Source organism: Candidatus Korarchaeota archaeon NZ13-K (assembly GCA_003344655.1).
Taxonomy (GTDB): domain Archaea; phylum Korarchaeota; class Korarchaeia; order Korarchaeales; family Korarchaeaceae; genus Korarchaeum.
The window spans coordinates 12,891-31,207 of record MAIU01000007.1; the positions used below are offsets into that span (position 1 = coordinate 12,891).

Sequence of the window (18,317 nt, forward strand, 5' to 3'; positions counted from 1 at the left end):
TCAACCTATGGGAGTTCCCCTGAGTATCTCCTCAAGGGAGTTCCTCCATAGCAGGTGAAAGACCCTCCCGCTCTCCTCATCGCTCACGGCCTCGAAGTCAATGTATCCCCTGCTCATGTAGTGGATCATGGCCTCAGCGACCCTCTCCCTCCATAGGGTCACCGTTCCCTTGGCCCTCTCCTCACCCAGGTTCTTGGGTATCTCTATCATCACGAGGTCGCTATCCACCCTCCTGAAACCCGAGGGCCTGCCCCTGTCATCGAAGACAATGACCTCCTCCGCTCCAGCTTCCAGAGCCCTCCCGTAATCCGGGGACCTGAGCTCACCCCTGGCCTTCCTCCTAACCCTTTCGCTGTCCAGGAACCACCAGACCTTCAGCCTGTCGGTCCTCAATCCCCTGTTGAGGGAGTCCTCCATGTAGCCGTAGTAGTTGATCGCGTACTCCCAGCTGACCACGCCCAGCTTCCCTAGGTTGAACCTCGTGTTCAGGGCCTGAAGGGGATCGAAGGTCCACCTCATCCTCCTGATCCCCCTCAGCATGACGGCCTCCCTCTGGGCCTGCTTCACTATGAAGCCCAAGCCGGACCCCTTGGCCCCCTCCACCACGGCGCTCTGGTGGGAGTAATGGTACGGTCCCTCATCATCTTTCGCCAGGAAGCCCCAGGCGAAGGCCAGGGCCTCCCCAGTGTCGACATCGAAAGCCGCCACCACAACCCCGGAGTTATCGGAGGCGGCCTTCAGGACATGTGAGGGGACAGCCTCCGTCCTATCGCTTCCCATGCCCCATGCCGATACTTGCACGTCAACTAACTTCCTCAGATCGTTTGGATCGCTCACCTCCCTCACCTCGATCCTCCTGAGCCTACCTCCCAGCTCCCTCGCGAACACCCTCCCCAGGAACTCGCAGCACGCTGACGTCATGAACGCCCCCTCCTGTGGATCAGATAGATCAGGAGGATTATTATAGCAGCCACTATGAGGAGATTCTCAAAGCTGTCTAGCCATGAGGAAGCCTCATCGTAGGCCTCACCCAGGATGAACCCCAGGATCCCGAGGAGGGAGTACCTGATCAGGGAGCCGAGCAGCGTGACCACTGCGTAAGGGAGCACCTCGATCCCCAGGATCCCGGCCCCTATGGACACGACAGATAGGGGGAACACGGGGACAGCTCGGAGCAGAAGGAGGGAGAAATTCCTGTTTTTCTCACCCAAAATGGATGAGAACTTCTCCAGATCCTCCTTGCTCACCCCCAAGTACTTACCGTACCTCTCCACGATCGCCCTCCCACCGTAGAGCCCCATCCAGTAATGTATCAAGGCCCCCAGGGTGGCGGCTGAGCCCCCGGTGATCCCTATAACCACGATCGAGTAAATCAGGACGTCCAAGAGGCTCGAGCCTCTGGGGATGAGGGAGAAGCCGGCCACCATGGGGACCAGGGGTGAGGGTATGAGAGTGACCAGCGTCTCCACCATGACCCCAAGGAATATTCCCGGAGCCCCCAAGCTCCTAACCCATAGCCTCACCGTCTCCGTCATCCCCTGAATCAGGCCCTCCACTCGGACCTCCCTCCACCCTGAAAACCCTGCCTCCCCTCACCTCTATCAGCCCCTTGCTCCTCAAAACCTCCAGGGCTCTGGAGATCCAGTACCTTTCCACCTCAAGCCTCTTGGCGAGCTCCACCGCCGTTCTGGCCTCTCCCAATTCTCCCAGTATCCTCTTACCGAGCGCCTCAAGGAGGGGGGATGGATCCGCTTGGATCCTCTCCACAACGGCCGCCGCTACGGTCTTGCTCACCGATAGCGTCTCCATCACGTCCGCTATCGTCACCTTACCCAGACCCCCTTCTACCTTCTTCCTCACGTACTCCCTCACCAGAGCATCGAGCTCCTCCTCCTCAGGCAGCTCCAGGAGCTCATCCAGGTATATATTAAGCGTTATCCTCTTGCTCCTGATCGCATAAAGCTTGGCTGGCCTCCCCTTCCCCTTCCTCACCTCGACGATCCTTATCAACCCAGCCTCCTCCAGATCCCTGAGGTGAAGCGTGATCGCTGGCAGTGTGAGGCCGAACTCGTTAGCCAGGTCCGTCGCGGAGGCTGGACCCTCCAGCAGCCTCCTCAGTATCCTGAGCTTGCTCTCACTGTTCAAGGCATCCAGCATCTTCTTAGCCCTGTAAACTCTCATCCTCTCGTACAACTTCCCATCAACCCTTTCCCCTCAACAAGCTCAACTCCGCTGAGCTCGCATTTATCTCTATGAGCAGGGGGCGACCTCCCCTCCAGAGGAGGGCCTCCAAGCTGGAGCCCGAGAGGACCCTGCCGTCGTACCTGAGCGAGTAGCGCGCGCAATGCAGCATAACCCTTGGCTCGGAGTCCTCCGGAATCCTGAGCACTAGGGAGACAGAGCCAAGCCTCAAGCTAACCCTGGCCTCGCTCAGAGCTGTGAAATCACCGACTACGGTGCCCGAGTTCATGTATATAGATATGGACTTGAGATGGGTGCCGTTTAGGAGGACGCTCCCGTACCTCAGGCGTATCTCCAGGGAGCCCTCCCAACCATCGGGAACGTAGACCTGAAATCTCCCCGCGAGGCCGTCTATCCTCCCGTCACCCGAATAAGTCACTTGGAATCCCCTGACAACTGCGTAAGGATGGGACTCGTTTGTCCTCGAAAGCTCCACGCTCCCCACCTCCAGGGAGATGATCAAATCTCTCCCACCGTCTAGGCGGATGACCCTCCCCTCGGAGGATCCATAGCCAGCGTATCCCAATGGGATGAGCGATATGGAGAAGGAGAGGAACGTCAGGGCGAGCAGGAAGACGCCAAGTTTCTCCTCCATCATCCCACCTCCCTCCAGTAGTAGAGGGTCGTCAGCGATACAAGCATCAAGACCAGTCCCGGGAGGCCTAGGAGCGAGAGGAGGGCCAGCGAGGATGCTATCATGCAGAGGGGGATCAAAAGTGAGATGAGCAATGATTTAAGCGTGCTAGCTTCATAGATCAGCGAGATACCCTCTACTATCACGTAGGCTGACCATATCGATGCAAGGCAGAGGAACGCGAGGGATGTAAGGAGAAGCTCGTAGCTTATGAAGATGTAGGAGAGCCCCATGAGGAATGCTGTCAGGGACTGGGGGAGTATCGAGTAGGCCACCGCGCAAAGGGTTTCCTCCCATCTCCCCCTCGTGTATCCGAGGATCCTGGCGGTCACGTGAATCATAGTGACGTAGAGGATTAGCCAAGAAATGGAGAAGGCAACTCCTATCACCCCCGATATCTCGGGCAGCAAATCAAGGATTATCATTGAGGTCGCCGGAGGCCCCAGGAGGAGCCAGGACGCCTTGATCGGGAGGGAGGTCAGCGAGAAGCTCAGGGTTATGTATATCAGCAGGGGCAGTGATAGGGAGTGCCCCTCCACAATGTGCACGTAAAGAGCCTCCCTGGGGGAGATGAGCAGCTTACCAACCCTGTAGAGCATGTCCTCTAGCCCGTCCAACCCTCTCCTTCACCTTTTGTTAAGTAAGTTAAAGAACTCTTCTTAATAAGCTTGACCACTGCAACCCAGCGGGAGCGTCAACTTTTTAAATTGGGAGGGGTGAAGGAGCGAACTCCGCAGGAGGGATGGTGATGGCTCGCCAATTTCAGGTGAGGCCCCGCCAATGGGGCGTGGTGATGCCCCGCCAATATCGATGATAGAGCCCTCCCTCAGGGAGGCCCTCGTCCTCTTCGGTCTCTTCAAGCTGAGCCCCAGACAGAAGGCAGTGCTCACACTGACCCTCAAATATGAGAACAAGCTCTCAGCCAGTTCCATGGCCAAGATAGCGAATGAGGAACTCAAAATACCACTATCATCATTCTGGTTTGCCCTCAGAGACCTGAGAAGGCTGAAGTTGATAGAGTTCGGTGATGGAGATCCGATAAGATTGACCGAGGCCGGTAAGGTGATAGCGCAGGCCCTCAGCGGGGTGAGATGGTGGTGAAGAGGGTCGTGGTGAAGCTGGGGGGCTCGGTCCTCTCATCGCCAGAGGACTTCATAAGAGCGGCCGAGGTGGTCAAGCGGGACTTCGAAGCCGGAAACGAAATGGTCCTGGTGGTCTCAGCGATGAAGGGACAGACGGACAGCCTGATAGAGATGGCCAGGAGGGTGAGAGCGTCTGGGGAGATGCTCGATGCCGTGGCCGGGCTCGGTGAGGTGCTATCGGCCCGGCTGATGGCGGCGGCCCTGGAGTCGCTCGGAGTTCCCTCCGTCGCCGTGGACCCCTGCTCGCCTCTATGGCCGATTTACACGGATGGAAGCCACGGGGATGCCAATCCAGATATGCATATGACCTGCGGGGCTGTGATCTCAAACATAGCGCCTCTAATTGGGAAGAAGGTTCCCGTGATCTGCGGCTACATAGGCAGGACCAAGGAGGGTAAGCTCACCACTCTGGGGAGGGGCGGGAGCGATACGACGGCCGTCGTCCTAGCTAGCTGCCTGAAGGCCGATGAGGTGATCTTGGTTAAGGATTCTAAGGGGATAATGAGCGCCGACCCCAAGCTAATAGACAAGGCTGTGAGCATCAGCAAGCTGGACGCTGAGGAGGCCCTCGCCCTTTCCATGGGAGGAGCGAAGGTGCTGCACCATAAGGCGTTGCGTTACATGAGCCCGGCGCTGAGGATAAGGGTCGTCTCGATTGAGGAGGGGAGCTTCACCAGGGGTGGAACCATAGTTGAGGGTCACATCCCGGAGCTCAGGGTCGATGTTCACGATAGGCCCGTGTGCATGCTTACCCTCATCCTGAACGGAGATTACCCTGAGGTGAGGTTGGGAGGCCTCATCTCGGAGAGCAAGTTGGATAGGGCCATGATACTCTACTTGGACAGCTCTCCTGAGGAGGCCGTGAGGGAGCTTCATGATCTTGTCGAGAGAGGTGTCGTTAAGGCGATATCTGTCAAGAAGGATCTGGCCATGGTTAAGGTGTGGGGTGGGTCGATAGAGGAGATACCCGGGGTTATAAGCAAGGTGTCCGAGCCCTTGTCATCGATGGGGATTAACATATATGGGTTGCAGACCGTTCACAACAAGATAGCTATCTTCCTGGACTGGGATAAGAGAGAGCTAGCAGCCAGCGAGCTCAGATCCATCCTGGGGTGAGCGGCTTGAAGGTGGCTCTGCTGGGCGGCACGGGGGTCGTTGGCCAGAGGTTCGTTCAGATGCTCGAGCGGCACCCCTGGTTTGAGCTAACCACGATAACTGGGAGGACGAGCGTCGGTAAGAGGTATCGAGATGCGGTGAATTGGTTGCTCGGGGGAGATGTGCCCGATTACGTGAGGGATCTGACGATAGTGGAGACGGATCTGAGGAACCTGAAGGGGGTGGATCTCGTGTTCTCAGCCCTTCCATCAGGAGAGGCGGCCGAGATAGAGAGGGAGTTGATGAGCTCGGGGATACCGCTGGTCAGCAATGCCAGCTTCCTTAGGATGGATCCAATCGTTCCACTGGTCGTTCCTGAGGTTAACAGGGATCACCTCTCGCTGATAGAGGAGCAGGAGAGGAGGGGGTTGGGACCGGCTGCCGCGAGTCCGAACTGCACGACGACTATGATAGTCATACCCCTGAAGCCCCTTCATGAGAGGTACGGGATAAGGAGGATCGACATAGCAAGCTATCAGGCGGTATCCGGCGCTGGCTATCCGGGAGTTCCATCCTATGACATCATAGACAACCTGATACCCTTCATAAGCGGGGAGGAGGAGAAGGTGGAGAGGGAGTCCAAGAAGATACTGGGGAGGGTCGAGGGGAATTCCATCAGGCAGGCGGATTTCGACGTTCAAGCGACCTGCGTGAGGGTTCCCGTGAGGGATGGACATACAGTGGCCGTTCACGCAGAGTTCGAGGAGGAGGTGGAAGTGGATGAGGCCATCAGGATTCTGGAGAGCTTCGATCCCGGAGAGGGGATAAGAAGACTTCCTTCCTCACCGGAGAGGGTCATATTGGTGAGGAGGGAGGAGGACAGGCCCCAGCCCAGGTACGACAGGCTTAACGGAAACGGCATGAGTGTGACGGTCGGCAGGGTGAGGAGAGGTGCCAATGAGAGGAATCTGCTGTTCTTGACTCACGGTCATAACACGATAAGGGGCGCGGCTGGCGGCGCCATACTTTTGGCGGAGCTCATGCGCTCCGAGGGGATCATCTGATCCTGTCTCCCTTAATATTTTCCCCTCTCCACCAGATGGGTGTCCAGCATGCTGTTACCCGACAGGGCGATAAGGTCTTTGATAGAGGAGGGAAGGCTATCCATAATCCCGCTCTACGAGGACTCCATAAGGGAGAACGGGGTTGACATGAGGATAGGTCCGGAGATAGCCTTTCCCATAGTCAGGGGTGAGGTGATAGATCCGACGGAGGATGATCCCTCTCTCCACTTCACAGTGAGGAGGATACCCGAGGATGGGATAATAGTGCCGGGGAACACATCAATCCTCCTCGTCACGGAGGAGTACGTCAGGATGCCGGACGACGTGGCTGCCCTCTGCGGGCTGAGGAGCTCCATAGCGAGATGGGGCTTCATAGCGGCCCCCACACTAGTGGATGCCGGTTTCGAGGGACAGCTGACCATAGAGGTCATGTGGACCAGGCCGGCCCCAGTTAAGCTCTACAGGGGATTGAGGTTCCTTCACGTGGTTTTCTTCCGGACGGAGGGGAGGGTTGAGATACCCTATTCAGGAGCCTATCAGGGACAGAGAGGAGTTACCTTGCCCAAGAAACTGGAAAAACCGTAGCGCTATCGGACCCGGTCGGGGCCTCACGCGGTTCACTCTTTTTACCCCGCATAAATCGGCATGGTGAAGGGCTTCATGGAATTCACGACTGAGGGTAGCTCACCATACCCCTATTAGGTGGAAATGAAAAATAGATGATGATTTTTCCCGACCTTCAGAGTAGAAACGTGACTCAACAGTTCATAAATCGGTAGCTCCCTCTCTGGCTAGGAGCGGGATGAGGGTAACGAAGGTAATCAAAAGGGACGGTAGAATCGTTGAGTTCGATTCCTCAAGGATCAGGAGGGCAATCGAGAGGGCAATGAGGGAGGTCGGCAGCTACAATGAGGCTGTCTTGGATAAGGTTGTCAGATACGTGCTGGATGTGATAGAAAAGACGTTCACGGACGAGAGGCCTCCCCACGTCGAGGAGATACAGGACATAGTCGAGCTGGCCCTGATGAAGTACGACCTCTTCGAGGTCGCTAAGGCGTACATAGTCTACAGGAAGGAGAGGGAGAAGATAAGGAAGGAAAAGATGGCGATCCTAGGAAAGGACTACGTCGATGATATCGATAAGAGGCTCTCCCTCAATGCCATCAGGCTCTTGGCGACCAGGTATCTTCAGAAGGGCCCAGATGGAAGGTTCCTAGAGGATCCGAAGGGACTGTTCATCAGGATAGCATCTTTGATAGTGATACCTGACGTGCTCTACGACCCCAAGGTGTTCGACAAGGAGGGGAATCAGGAGATTCATCCCTATGAGGAGTTCGACCCAGAGGAGTGGGCCGGAAAGCTTGGATTGATGGGAGGGGATCCGGAGAATCACCTAGCTCCACCTTTCACTTGGAACAGTCATCATCTGGAGAGGATGAAGGCCCTCTACGACGAACTCAATTCCCAGCGTAAGATGAAGGTCAGCTGGTCGACCTTCCTCGAGATGCTGAGGAGGGGGGAGTTCGATCACCACTACGAGGACTTCCTCAACTACTACAGGCTGATGGTTGACCTGAAGTTCTTACCAAATTCACCGACGCTGTTCAACGCGGGCACGAGGCTGGGTCAGCTGTCAGCATGCTTCGTGCTTCCGATAGAGGACTCCATAGAATCCATAATGAGGGCCGCAACGGAGGCCGCGATCATATTCAAGTCCGGTGGGGGGGTTGGGATAAACTACTCCAAACTGAGGCCCCAGGGCGACATAGTGAGGTCCACAGGGGGCCAGGCCTCGGGTCCGGTGAGCTTCATGCGCATCATAGACGTGATCACAGACGTGGTCAAGCAGGGCGGGAGGAGGAGAGGCGCCAACATGGGCATACTTGAGATATGGCATCCCGACATAGTGAGGTTCGTCGAGGCCAAGGCCAAGCCCGGCAACCTGGAGAACTTCAATCTGTCGGTGATGATAACCGAGGACTTCTGGAGGTATTACGAGAGCGGTGAGGAGTACCCGCTGATCAACCCCAGGAGCGGTGATGTCTGGGCAACCCTGGATCCCAGGGAGATCTTCAGGAAGATCGCCGAGATGGCTTGGAGGACCGGCGATCCGGGAGTCCTGTTCGCCGATAACATAAACAGGAGGAACGTGCTGAGGGAGTACCTAGGGGAGATAAAGTCCACGAATCCTTGCGTCTCAGGAGATACGAGGATACTGACACCGGAGGGATGGATCAGGGCGGAGGAGCTCTTCTTTAGGGCCAGGCTCTCGGGCCACGTGAGGGCCGTGGCCGTCGATGAGAGCTTGCTCGGTGAGGGTGGTGAGCCCAGAGCTTACAGGACGAGGCTATTAACAGTTGATGGGGAGGAGATGGTATACAGAGATGCTGAAGGTAACGAGTTGAGGCTCCTGATTCCCAAGGAGGTTGAGGCTTGGGTCTGGCACGTCGGCAAGAAGCCCGGCTTGTTGGTTAGGACCGAGGAAGGGTATGAGTTGATGGTCACGCACGATCACAGGCTTTTGACCCAGCGGGGGTGGAAGAGGGCCAGGGACCTCGAGCCCGGGGACAGGATAGTGGTGAGCAGGCTCCATCCGTGGTTCTTGGAGAGCAGCTACAGGGGGAGCTGTGATCTGGAAGATGATGTGGCCTTCGCCCTGGGGTGGCTCCTAGGTGGGGGCTCCCTCGATGAGCATCAAGCCGCCTGGTTCTTCCGTGAGGGTGAGGCGGCGGCCGAGGAGCGCGTGAGGAGGGGGATAGAGAGGCTCGGGGGGAACCCGCTATCCCATACGCGCGTTCTCAGCGGGAGCGAGCGTGAGGTGCGTTATGATGAGGGAACAGCCGTTTACAGGAATTTGATGGGCCTCATGGGATCCTTCGGTGAGGGGGGATGGAATGGGGGGCTTCCTGAGATCGTCTGGAGACTGAATCCCGGGTCCCTGGCATCCTTCCTGAGGGGCCTCTTCACCGCTGAGGGTCGTGTGAGCGATGATGGGAGCGTCAGACTCGCAAGCAACGACCTGGAGATGCTCAAGGAAGTTCAGATTCTCCTGACGACATTCGGAATAGCATCGGAAATTCACGAGGGATTGCGGGAGGGAATTCCCTGCGATACGGTTGGCGGTGAGGCGAGTCGCCGCGTTGGTGGATGCCACGAGCTGATCATAAGGGGGTACAGCCTGAGGATGTTCAAGGAGCTCATAGGTTTCGAGAGCATAGCTAAGCTTGAGGGTCTCCTGTCGACTGAGGCTGAGGTCGATCCCCCGCTTGTCACGGTTAGATCCGTTGAGGAAGTCGGTCCGGTGGACTTCTACGACTTCACCGTTCCGATCTACCATCAGTACGTGGGAAACGGCCTCCTGAGTCATAACTGCGGGGAGGAGCCTCTCTATCCTTACGAGTCCTGCAACCTGGGGAGCATGAACCTCTACGCCTTCATAAGAAGGGAGAACGGGGTGACATACTTCGACTGGGAGGATTACTCCAGGAGCATAAGGGTGGCCCTGAGGTTCTTGGATAACGTGATAGATGTCAACAAGTTTCCGATCGAGGAAATAGAGAGGAGGACCAAGGAGTCCAGGAAGGTCGGCTTGGGCATGATGGGCTTGGCTGACGCGCTTTACGCTTTGGGAATCCCTTACAACAGCGAGGAGGGGTTCGAGTTCATGAGGAAGGCAGCGGAGTATCTGACATATTTTGCGATGCTTGAGAGCGTTGAGAGAGCGAAGGAGAGGGGAAGCTTCCCATTATTCCAGAAATCAGGTTACGTTAATGGTGAGATGCCCGTGGAGGGATTCTACCACCCGGAGATGTGGAACCTCGATTGGGATCACCTGCGCGAGCAGGTGATGAGGCACGGTATAAGGAATGCCGAGGTAACTACGATAGCGCCAACGGGATCGATATCAATGATAGCAGACGTCTCTTCAGGAATAGAGCCGCAGTTTGCCCTAGTCTTCGAGAAGAGGGTCACAGTGGGCTCATTCTTCTACGTGGATGTTGAGTTCGAGAGGCAGCTCAAGGAGAACGGTCTCTACAGCGAGAAGCTCCTGAGGGAGGTCTCCGAGAACGGGGGATCCATCCAAGGGATCGAGCCTCCCGAGGGCAAGGAGGATGAGTTCAGGAGGATGCAGCGCGTGTTCCTGGTGGCTTACGATATACCATGGTGGGATCACATAAGGGCCGAGGCGGAGATATCCAAGTGGATATGCGCGGCCGTCAGCAAAACCATAAACATGCCCTCCTGGGTCTCCGTCTCTGACATAGAGAAGGCCTACCTGTTCGCCCACAGGCTGGGATTGAAGGGGATAACCGTGTACAGGGATGGCTCCAAGACGGCTCAGGTGCTGGTGACACCCACCCAGAGGAGAGGGGAGTACGTCAGCTTCATCGAGAACAAAACGCTCGAGATGATGAGATCTCTCGGCATAGAGATGCCCCAGCTGAGGAAGCCCAAGTCTGAGGAGAAGCCCTTGGTTCAGCCTGTCTTCAAGCAACCGACGCCTCAGCCAAATCATGTTGAGACCTGCCCCGAGTGCGGAAGCACGAGGATAGTTCACAGGGAGGACTGCGTCACCTGCCTCGACTGCGGATGGTCGGCTTGCGTCGTCACGTGATGTAGTATGATACATCTTTACACAGGGGACGGGAAGGGAAAGACAACGGCCGCTTTTGGCCTGGCCCTCAGGAACATAGGATGGGGTGGTAGGGTCCTAGTGATACAATTCCTGAAGAGGGGCAGGAGCGGTGAGCTCAAATGCGCGGCCAGAATTCCCGAACTGGAGGTCAGGCAATACGGCACCGGTAAGTTCATAGTCAACGGCTCCGCTGATGAGAGGGATTACGAGCTGGCCAGGAGGGGATTAGAGGAGGCTAGGGAAGCATTATCATCAGGAAAGTATACGTTGGTGGTGCTTGATGAGGTAAACGTGGCCGTTCACCTCGGTCTACTAAATGAAGAGGATGTGATAGAGGCCCTCAGGGGCAGGAACCCATCGACGGAGGTTGTTCTGACCGGAAGGCATGCTCCGAAATCTTTTTATGACCTAGCTGACTACGTGACCGAGTTCGTGAAGGTAAAGCATCCCTACGATCGGGGTGTCCTGGCTAGGATGGGTATTGAGTATTGAACTCAGCAGGACATCACAGATGTAATCGGGATTCACCGGTATGCTTTCCCTGGTTAGCTTTTTTAGACTCTTGGCATCCGATGAAGGGCTCTTTCAGGCTCCCTCGATGACCCCCTCTCCTAGCTCGCGGGCCACTCCGACGCTCCGCACAACAAGTCCCCCTGCACATCACGATGAAATAATCCATTAATATGTCGGAACAAAATGATAATAAAAGATATCAAGAGTCGAATAAAACACAAATTTTATAAGAAATTTTGGATTAACTCGAGATGATGCTTACCGAAATTGAATGGATAACTTTTTAATTAAGGGGTCCAGGAGCACTCCGTTGGAGGTAATTGAAAAATGGGGATCTCAGCCACTCCCTGGTCCGATGTTGTGATAACATTTTCCCTTGGGCTGATTTTAGGATTAGGAATAGGTATAATAGGGATCCTGCTCGGGAAGATAATCTCCCCGTTCAGGGAATTCCCCAGGAAGAGGGAGAGGTACGAGTGCGCCAACCCTCCGAGGGGCAGGGCCAGGGGCCTATTGATGATGCAGTACTACCCTTACCTTATCCTGTTCCTCACTGTGGAGCCCATAATGATATACTCCTTCCTCCTCCTTCTCGAAGCCCACGGAAGTCCCGTGTTCATAGCTCTGCTCTTCCTCGGGATCCTCGGGATAATGATACCTCCCTTGCTGTTCGGTCTCCACTCAGCCAGGAGGCTGGAACTATGGTCTGCTCCCTAGAGGGTACCATGCTGGTTGGGAACTTGGAGAGGTCCGCTAGGAAAGCCGCGGCATGGTTGGTTAACAAGAGACCGATAAGGGACATAAGGGACTGGGGAATCTCCTTCTCCCTCTGGCCGGTCCACTTCACCACGGCGTGCTGCGGTGCTGAGTTCGCGGCATCGGCTGCACCCAAATATGATGCTGAGAGGCTTGGGTTCCTCCCATTCATAGGGATAAGGCAGTGCAACCTCCTCTTCATCGAGGGGACTTTGAGCAGGAAGATGGCCGAGGCTGCCATATGGGTGTACGAGCAGATGCCGGAGCCAAAGTTCGTTATAGGCATGGGGGCTTGCGCGATAGATGGCGGCATATTCTGGAACAGTTACAACATAGTGAGGCCCATGGACATACTCCCTGTTCACGTCTTCATACCCGGCTGCCCTCCGAGGCCCGAGGCCGTGGCTCAAGCGATAATCATGCTCCAGAGGAGGATAAGGAGCGGGGAGCTGGTGAGGTATGAGGATCGATGATCTGAGGGTTGAGATAGAGGCCAGGCTGAGGGACTTGGGAGCTGAGGTTGGCTCCAGGGAGCCTAACATCTTGGAGGTGAGGGTGGGCAGGGAGAGAGTGGTCGAGGCGGCCATCAGGCTCAGGGACATGGGGCTGGATCATGTGAAGGCCGTGACGGCCATAGACTACCCTAATGAGAGGTTCGAGGTCGTTTACGTGACCTCATCCTACTCTAATCCCGAACTGGCCTACTTCCTCGTCAACCTACGCGTTTCCCTGCCCTACGATGACCCTAGGATGCCCTCACTGGTACAAGTTTGGCCCAGCGCACTGTATCAGGAGCATGAGGAGCATGACCTCCTCGGCCTCGAGTTCGAGGGGAATCCGAGGATGGGAGAGAGGCTCCTCCTCCCGGATGACTACAGGGGCACACCGCCGCTCAGGAAGGAGTTCAAGTTGAGAACGGAGGGGATAGATGCATGAGCTCGATGGAGGAGAGGGAGATAGAGCTGCTGATAGGTCCTCAGCACCCGGCCTCCGGCCACATGAGGCTGGTGGCCAAGGTTGATGGGGATGTGGTGGTCGAGCTGAGGCCCAACATAGGATACGTCCACAGATCCGTTGAGAAGCTGGCCGAGGTGAAGAAGTACCTGCAGATAATCCCCCTAGTGGAGAGGCCCTCCCTGGCCGATACGACAGCAAACAATCTGGCTTACGTGATGGCGGTCGAGAAACTCTTGGGGATAGATCCCCCAGAGAGGGCGAAGTATCTCAGGACCCTCCTGGCGGAGATAAACAGGATCCACAGCCACCTCTACGGGCTGGGAATACATGGGGTGATGATAGGATCGTCCACAGCTTACATGTGGTGCTTCGGAGACAGGGAACCATTCTTAGAGCTGGCTCAGGAGCTGACAGGGGCCAGGCTGACTTACTCCTACATAATACCGGGCGGCGTCAGGAGGGACCTGCCAGCCGGCTTCGGGGAGAGGGCCGAGAGGGTCCTCAGGTACATGGAGAATAGGATGAAGGACTACTTCGATCTCTACTTCAACAACCCCGTCGTGAGGGCTAGGCTGGAGGGGGTGGGTGTCCTCAGCAGGGATGATGCCATAAGGCTCGGCGTGACGGGGCCAAACCTCAGGGCCAGTGGTGTGGCTTACGATGTGAGGAGGGCAGAGCCGTACGCCGCTTACCCCGAGCTGGAGTTCGATGTCGTGACGGAGCAGGCCGGAGATTCCTTCGCCAGGGTCATGGTCAGGGTCAGGGAGATAGTGGAGAGCATGAGGATAATAAGGCAGGTCCTCAGGAAGATTCCCGAAGGACCCATACTTCATGAAAATTACGAGAAACTGATACCGCCAAAGTTGAGGGAGGAAATGAAGAGGAGAGGCATGGTGAAGTTCCCATCGGTTTTCGCGAACCTCAGGGTGCCGGCAGGGGAGGCGATATCCCGCGTTGAGGGGGGAAGGGGGGAGGTCGTGTTCCACATAGTCAGCGACGGGAAGCTCAGCCCTTATAGGATGAGGATGGTGACGCCCTCCTTCAGGAACGTCATCCTGTTCGAGCATCTCACCAGGGGAGTCAGGGTGGCTGACATCCCCGCGATTTACGGCAGCCTGGATTACTTCCCGCCGGAGGCTGATAGGTGATGGACATCATCGGGTTATTGTTTGAGCCTTACATATTCATCCCGCTGGTTTTTCCCGGATTGATAGCAGCCTTCATTCTCCTGCTCATAATAATATGGCTGGAGAGAAAGATAGCCGCCAAAGTGCAGCTCAGATATGGCCCTCTCTACGTCCTGAAGCCCCTGGGTGGTGTGATACAGACAGTGGCCGATCTGCTGAGGTACCTCTTCCAAGAGCCGATAATACCTAAGGGAGTGGATAGGATAGCATTCCTGATGACCCCAGTCTTCCTCTTCGGGCTGGCCTACCTCCCCCTGGTGGCAATACCAGTGAGCCCGACATACTATGCGTTCAGAAGCGATGTATCCCTGCTCTTAGTGCTTGCCCTGACGACGCTCGCCCCGATATTCACTGTCCTGATGGGATGGGCGAGCAACAACAAGTTCTCACTGATAGGAGGGGTGAGGGAGGGCTACCTGGTGATCTCGTACGAGATCCCGATGTTCCTATCGGCCCTATCCATGGCACTCCTGTACAACTCTCTGGACCTCGTCGAGATAGCTGAGGCCCAGAGGAGAATCTGGGGGGCTCTCCTGAACCCTGTGGCGGCGCTGACAATGCTCCTACTCATGTACATGTCCACCTCCAGGTTCCCGTTCGAGATACCGGAGGCGGAGAGCGAGATAGTGGCAGGTCCCTACACGGAGTACAGCGGGATAATATACGGGCTCGTGATGGGGGCCTCCTACGTGAAGCTCTACGTCCTCAGCTTGGTCTACTCCATACTCTTCCTTGGTGGGTGGAACCCGCTTCCCTCGAACGATGCGATCCTCGCGGGAACGATCCTCTTCATCAAAGCTTTCCTGCTGGTGGCGATAGGGGCCTTCCTCAGGGCAGTATATCCTAGGTTCAGGATAGATCAGGCGATAGGGATAGGCTGGAAGATAGCCTTCCCGCTCTCCCTGATATCGATCCTGCTCTCCCTTTCGCTGATAATAGGGGGTGTGAGTCTTGTCGGTTAGTAGGGCGATCAGGCACGCGAAGGCCATCCTCACGGGGTTCAAGTACCTGCTGGCGGGTCCCAGAATGACCCTCATGTATCCCGATGAGGTCCAGGACCTGCCCGATGGGTACAGGGGGATGATAGAGTACGATTGGGACTCCTGCATAAAGTGCTCCCTCTGCGCAATGGTCTGCCCCGCCGATGCGATGAAGATGTACGTCTCCAAGGAGGAGTCGGAGAGGGAGGGGAAGACCGTCAAGAGGCCGGGGATAAACTATACTAGGTGCATCTTCTGCGGTTTCTGCGTGGATATCTGCCCGACGGATTCCCTCAGGTTCACCAAGGTGCATGATGTCGCTTATTACACCTACGAGGAGCAGATATACCCTCCGGTGGAGTTCAGCAAGGGGGTTCCCAAGCCCTTCTACTTCAGGGAGCCCAAGAGGGTCCGCGTGATCCTGGATGAGAGGAGGGGGATAAAGTATGAGCCAGTTGGTGAATCCTGATCTTCTCCTATTCGGAATATCAGCCGTGTTGATCCTGATATCATCGCTCCTGGTGATAATCCACAGATCGATAGTTTACGCGGCCTTCTTCCTCTCGATAGTGGGCATAGCGAATTCCCTCCTGTTCTCGCTGCTCGGCTTCCCGATAATAGCGCTATTCCACCTCATAGTCTACGTGGGAGCCGCTGTCACCTTCATACTATTCTCCCTGGTCATGATGAGGGAGGTCCCGACGGTGGAGCCGGGATTGAAGCTGGTCGCTTTCTCATCGTTGCTACTGGCGGCGCTGGTCCTCTCCAGGATATTCCTTTATGTCAGCGCTCAGCCCTCATTTTACCTGGATTACAGGGGGCTAACATCGATACTGGTCGAGAGGTACTGGTTCGCCCTGGTTGTGGCGAGCCTAGCCCTAGTGACCACCCTGATAGAGGCGATAACCCTGGCCAGGAGGGAGGTCTGAGGATGGAGGCTCAATATTACCTGATCCTCTCCGGGTTGCTCCTCTCCATAGGGGTTTACGGTGTCCTGACCAGGAGGAACATGATCAGGATGCTCCTATCAGCTGAGATCATTTTTAATGCCGCTCTCCTCTCCCTTCTCTCTCTAGCCTCTCTGGACTCGGGCTACGGGCCGGTCGGAGGGGCTCTGGCGTTGATATCGATCTCGCTCTCCGCGGCGGAGGTCGGTGTCATAGTGTCGATAGCCATAATGATGTTCCGGATGAAGGGTACCCTGGATACCTATGAGCTGAGGAAGTTCAGGGGGTAGGAGTATGATCCTGAAAGTCCCGGCGATGTTCCTCTCAGTCGTATTGCCGATCCTGATATCCCTATTCTTTCCTCTCATCAAGAGCAAGAGGACGCTGACCGCAATATCGACGCTTCTGCTCCTGATACCGCTGGCGGTGATCTCATGGCTGACGGCTGTCACGGGACTTAAGGAACCGGCGCTGGACCCCGTGGTACTGAGCAATCCGACATTGGGCAACTTTTCAATGCTTCTGGATGCCATCTCAGCTCCCGTGGCTCTCTCCATAGGTTTGGTGACCTCAATGATCTCGATATACTCCCTGAGGTACATGGAGCACAGGTTCGAGGAGATGGAGAGGGAGGGTCACAGACCGGCAAGCTGGGGAGTCTACTTCATGCTCTACGTCATGTTCTCTGCGGCGATGATGGGAACTGTGCTATCAACAAACCTGATCGAGTTCTATCTCTTCTTGGAGGTTTCTCTTCTCCCCAGCTTCCTCCTAATAGCATTCTACGGATACGGCAAGAGGGAGAGGATAGCCCTCCTCTACCTCATATGGACCCACGTGGGGGCGCTGGCCTTCCTGGTGGGCGTGCTTCTGCTGGGCCTCAACGCCCGCACATTCGACTTCTACAATCCGATAAGGGCAGCGGCGAACTTGGGACTTGGCGAGATGCTGCCAGAGGCGATGAGGCTTCCCGTCTTCATCGCGATCCTCATAGGACTCTTCGTTAAGATGGCCGTCTTCGGGGTTCACATATGGCTCCCCTACGCCCACGCGGAGGCCCCGACTCCAGTCTCAGCCCTGCTCTCTCCTAACCTCATAGGGATAGCGGGTTACGCTCTCATAAGGATAGCCTACGTCCTCTTCCCATCTGAGTTCGGAGCGGCCGCTCCCTACCTGCTCGGTCTGGCGCTCCTGACCATAATATACGGGGGTCTGATGGCCCTGGCCCAGGACGACTTCAAGAGGTTCCTGGCATACTCCAGCGTCTCCCAGATGGGGTATCTGCTCATGGGGATAGCCAGCATAACATCCTTGGGCATGGCAGGGGCTCTATTGCACTACGCGTCTCACGCCGTGGGGAAGGCCCTTCTATTCGCCACCGCTGGTGTGCTGATAACTCAGCTGCACGGTCTGAGGAGCTTAAGCAGAATGGGTGGACTGGCATCCAAGATGCCCCTGACGGCTGCCCTGGCGCTGATAGGCTTCATGCACATAACGGGCGTGCCCCCATCCCTGGGGCTCTGGAGCGAGGTGCTGATAGTGGCCGGCGTGTCCGACTTCTCGATGAGGATAGGGCAGTTCGTGAGCGTAGTGGCGTTGCTCCTCGTGGGGATAGGACTCTCAACAGCCTATTCATTCGTCACGATGAGGAGGATATTCTTCGGAGGGGAGTCGGAGGCTGCTGAGCATGCGAGCGAGGCCGGATACGATCTGCTGGGTCCAATGATGGTGATAGCGGCGATGGGTCTGATCCTCTTCCTGATGCCCCAGCTGCTCATAGATCCGATGGTTGACTCCCTGAGGTCGCTGTTAGGGTGAAGCGGATGTACGCCATGCTCACCTGGTCCGTCCCCTTCCTGGGCGCGGTGCTCTCCCTAGTCCTGAGCGGGGCTGGGAGGCTCAGGGACGTAGTGGCTGTGCTGGCGATACTAGCATCAGCCCTGTTCTCAACGCTGACCCTGATGGATTTCCTCTCCTCCGAGGGCCCAATTCACGTATCCTACGGCTGGATAAGCAGCCTGGGGGTTTCCATAGGGGTGTACGTTGACTCCCTGAGCGCCTACATGTCCCTGATAGTCGCCTGGCTCAGCTTCCTCATAGCAGCCTACAGCCTGAAGTACATGGAGGGTGATCCGGGCCTCACTAGGTACTGGTTCTTCTTCGAC

The 18,317-nt window shown here is 56.3% G+C and carries 21 protein-coding genes; 16 read left to right on the plus strand and 5 right to left on the minus strand.

The features are described 5' to 3' along the window. From BA066_01940 to BA066_01960, 5 genes are read right to left on the minus strand one after another with little or no spacing between them, the layout of a single operon-like run. Positions 1 to 921, minus strand: coding sequence for a hypothetical protein (locus BA066_01940; protein ID RDD53914.1), 921 nt, complete (start codon positions 919 to 921; stop codon positions 1 to 3). Next, on the minus strand, positions 918 to 1,556 hold the full coding sequence (locus tag BA066_01945) for a hypothetical protein (GenBank protein RDD53915.1): 639 nt from the start codon (positions 1,554 to 1,556) through the stop codon (positions 918 to 920). Before BA066_01945 ends, BA066_01940 begins: the two co-directional genes overlap by 4 nt. Next, positions 1,507 to 2,193 carry an ArsR family transcriptional regulator gene (locus BA066_01950; GenBank protein ID RDD53916.1) on the minus strand — a complete coding sequence of 229 codons (687 nt, stop codon included), beginning with the start codon at positions 2,191 to 2,193 and terminating at the stop codon, positions 1,507 to 1,509. Before BA066_01950 ends, BA066_01945 begins: the two co-directional genes overlap by 50 nt. A 7-nt stretch (positions 2,194 to 2,200) precedes the next feature. Then, on the minus strand, positions 2,201 to 2,839 hold the full coding sequence (locus BA066_01955) for a hypothetical protein (protein ID RDD53917.1): 639 nt from the start codon (positions 2,837 to 2,839) through the stop codon (positions 2,201 to 2,203). Beyond that, positions 2,836 to 3,492 (minus strand): hypothetical protein, encoded by a 657-nt coding sequence (locus BA066_01960; protein RDD53918.1) that lies wholly within the window; start codon positions 3,490 to 3,492, stop codon positions 2,836 to 2,838. The genes BA066_01955 and BA066_01960 overlap by 4 nt, the downstream gene beginning before the upstream one ends. Before the next feature lie 163 nt (positions 3,493 to 3,655). Between BA066_01960 and BA066_01965 the strand changes: the two genes are divergently transcribed. From BA066_01965 to BA066_02040, 16 genes are all read left to right on the plus strand, one after another. Further along, positions 3,656 to 3,976 carry a hypothetical protein gene (locus BA066_01965; protein ID RDD53919.1) on the plus strand — a complete coding sequence of 107 codons (321 nt, stop codon included), beginning with the start codon at positions 3,656 to 3,658 and terminating at the stop codon, positions 3,974 to 3,976. Beyond that, a complete protein-coding gene (locus BA066_01970) occupies positions 3,967 to 5,133 on the plus strand; it encodes an aspartate kinase (GenBank protein ID RDD53920.1) in 1,167 nt (388 codons plus the stop codon). Before BA066_01965 ends, BA066_01970 begins: the two co-directional genes overlap by 10 nt. Then, on the plus strand, positions 5,130 to 6,176 hold the full coding sequence (gene asd, locus BA066_01975; GenBank protein RDD53921.1) for an aspartate-semialdehyde dehydrogenase: 1,047 nt from the start codon (positions 5,130 to 5,132) through the stop codon (positions 6,174 to 6,176). Before BA066_01970 ends, asd begins: the two co-directional genes overlap by 4 nt. A gap of 48 nt (positions 6,177 to 6,224) precedes the next feature. After that, complete coding sequence (gene dcd / locus BA066_01980) at positions 6,225 to 6,761, plus strand: dCTP deaminase (protein RDD53922.1); 537 nt, start codon at positions 6,225 to 6,227, stop codon at positions 6,759 to 6,761. A gap of 217 nt (positions 6,762 to 6,978) precedes the next feature. Beyond that, a complete protein-coding gene (locus tag BA066_01985; GenBank protein ID RDD53923.1) occupies positions 6,979 to 10,791 on the plus strand; it encodes an intein-containing adenosylcobalamin-dependent ribonucleoside-diphosphate reductase in 3,813 nt (1,270 codons plus the stop codon). Between the two features lie 6 nt (positions 10,792 to 10,797). After that, complete coding sequence (gene cobO, locus BA066_01990; protein RDD53924.1) at positions 10,798 to 11,304, plus strand: cob(I)yrinic acid a,c-diamide adenosyltransferase; 507 nt, start codon at positions 10,798 to 10,800, stop codon at positions 11,302 to 11,304. 348 nt (positions 11,305 to 11,652) lie between these two features. Beyond that, positions 11,653 to 12,042: a hypothetical protein gene (locus BA066_01995; protein RDD53925.1), complete on the plus strand. Its 390-nt coding sequence runs from the start codon at positions 11,653 to 11,655 to the stop codon at positions 12,040 to 12,042. Then, a complete protein-coding gene (locus tag BA066_02000) occupies positions 12,027 to 12,554 on the plus strand; it encodes an NADH-quinone oxidoreductase subunit B (GenBank protein ID RDD53926.1) in 528 nt (175 codons plus the stop codon). The genes BA066_01995 and BA066_02000 overlap by 16 nt, the downstream gene beginning before the upstream one ends. Next, complete coding sequence (locus BA066_02005) at positions 12,541 to 13,017, plus strand: NADH-quinone oxidoreductase subunit C (protein RDD53927.1); 477 nt, start codon at positions 12,541 to 12,543, stop codon at positions 13,015 to 13,017. Before BA066_02000 ends, BA066_02005 begins: the two co-directional genes overlap by 14 nt. After that, positions 13,014 to 14,186: an NADH-quinone oxidoreductase subunit D gene (locus tag BA066_02010; protein RDD53928.1), complete on the plus strand. Its 1,173-nt coding sequence runs from the start codon at positions 13,014 to 13,016 to the stop codon at positions 14,184 to 14,186. The genes BA066_02005 and BA066_02010 overlap by 4 nt, the downstream gene beginning before the upstream one ends. Next, on the plus strand, positions 14,186 to 15,187 hold the full coding sequence (locus BA066_02015) for an NADH-quinone oxidoreductase subunit NuoH (GenBank protein RDD53929.1): 1,002 nt from the start codon (positions 14,186 to 14,188) through the stop codon (positions 15,185 to 15,187). The genes BA066_02010 and BA066_02015 overlap by 1 nt, the downstream gene beginning before the upstream one ends. Positions 15,188 to 15,251: 64 nt before the next feature. After that, positions 15,252 to 15,674, plus strand: a complete 423-nt coding sequence (locus tag BA066_02020) for an NADH-quinone oxidoreductase subunit I (protein ID RDD53935.1) — start codon at positions 15,252 to 15,254, stop codon at positions 15,672 to 15,674. Continuing rightward, the gene (locus tag BA066_02025; GenBank protein ID RDD53930.1) at positions 15,652 to 16,134 is read left to right on the plus strand and encodes an NADH-quinone oxidoreductase subunit J; all 483 of its coding nucleotides are present in this window, start codon (positions 15,652 to 15,654) and stop codon (positions 16,132 to 16,134) included. The genes BA066_02020 and BA066_02025 overlap by 23 nt, the downstream gene beginning before the upstream one ends. Before the next feature lie 2 nt (positions 16,135 to 16,136). Next, a complete protein-coding gene (locus tag BA066_02030) occupies positions 16,137 to 16,442 on the plus strand; it encodes an NADH-quinone oxidoreductase subunit NuoK (protein ID RDD53931.1) in 306 nt (101 codons plus the stop codon). A gap of 4 nt (positions 16,443 to 16,446) precedes the next feature. Next, positions 16,447 to 17,970: an NADH-quinone oxidoreductase subunit M gene (locus tag BA066_02035; protein ID RDD53932.1), complete on the plus strand. Its 1,524-nt coding sequence runs from the start codon at positions 16,447 to 16,449 to the stop codon at positions 17,968 to 17,970. Then, positions 17,967 to 18,317, plus strand: a 351-nt coding sequence (locus BA066_02040) for an NADH-quinone oxidoreductase subunit L (protein ID RDD53933.1), incomplete at its 3' end; no start/stop codon positions are given. The genes BA066_02035 and BA066_02040, both read left to right, overlap by 4 nt.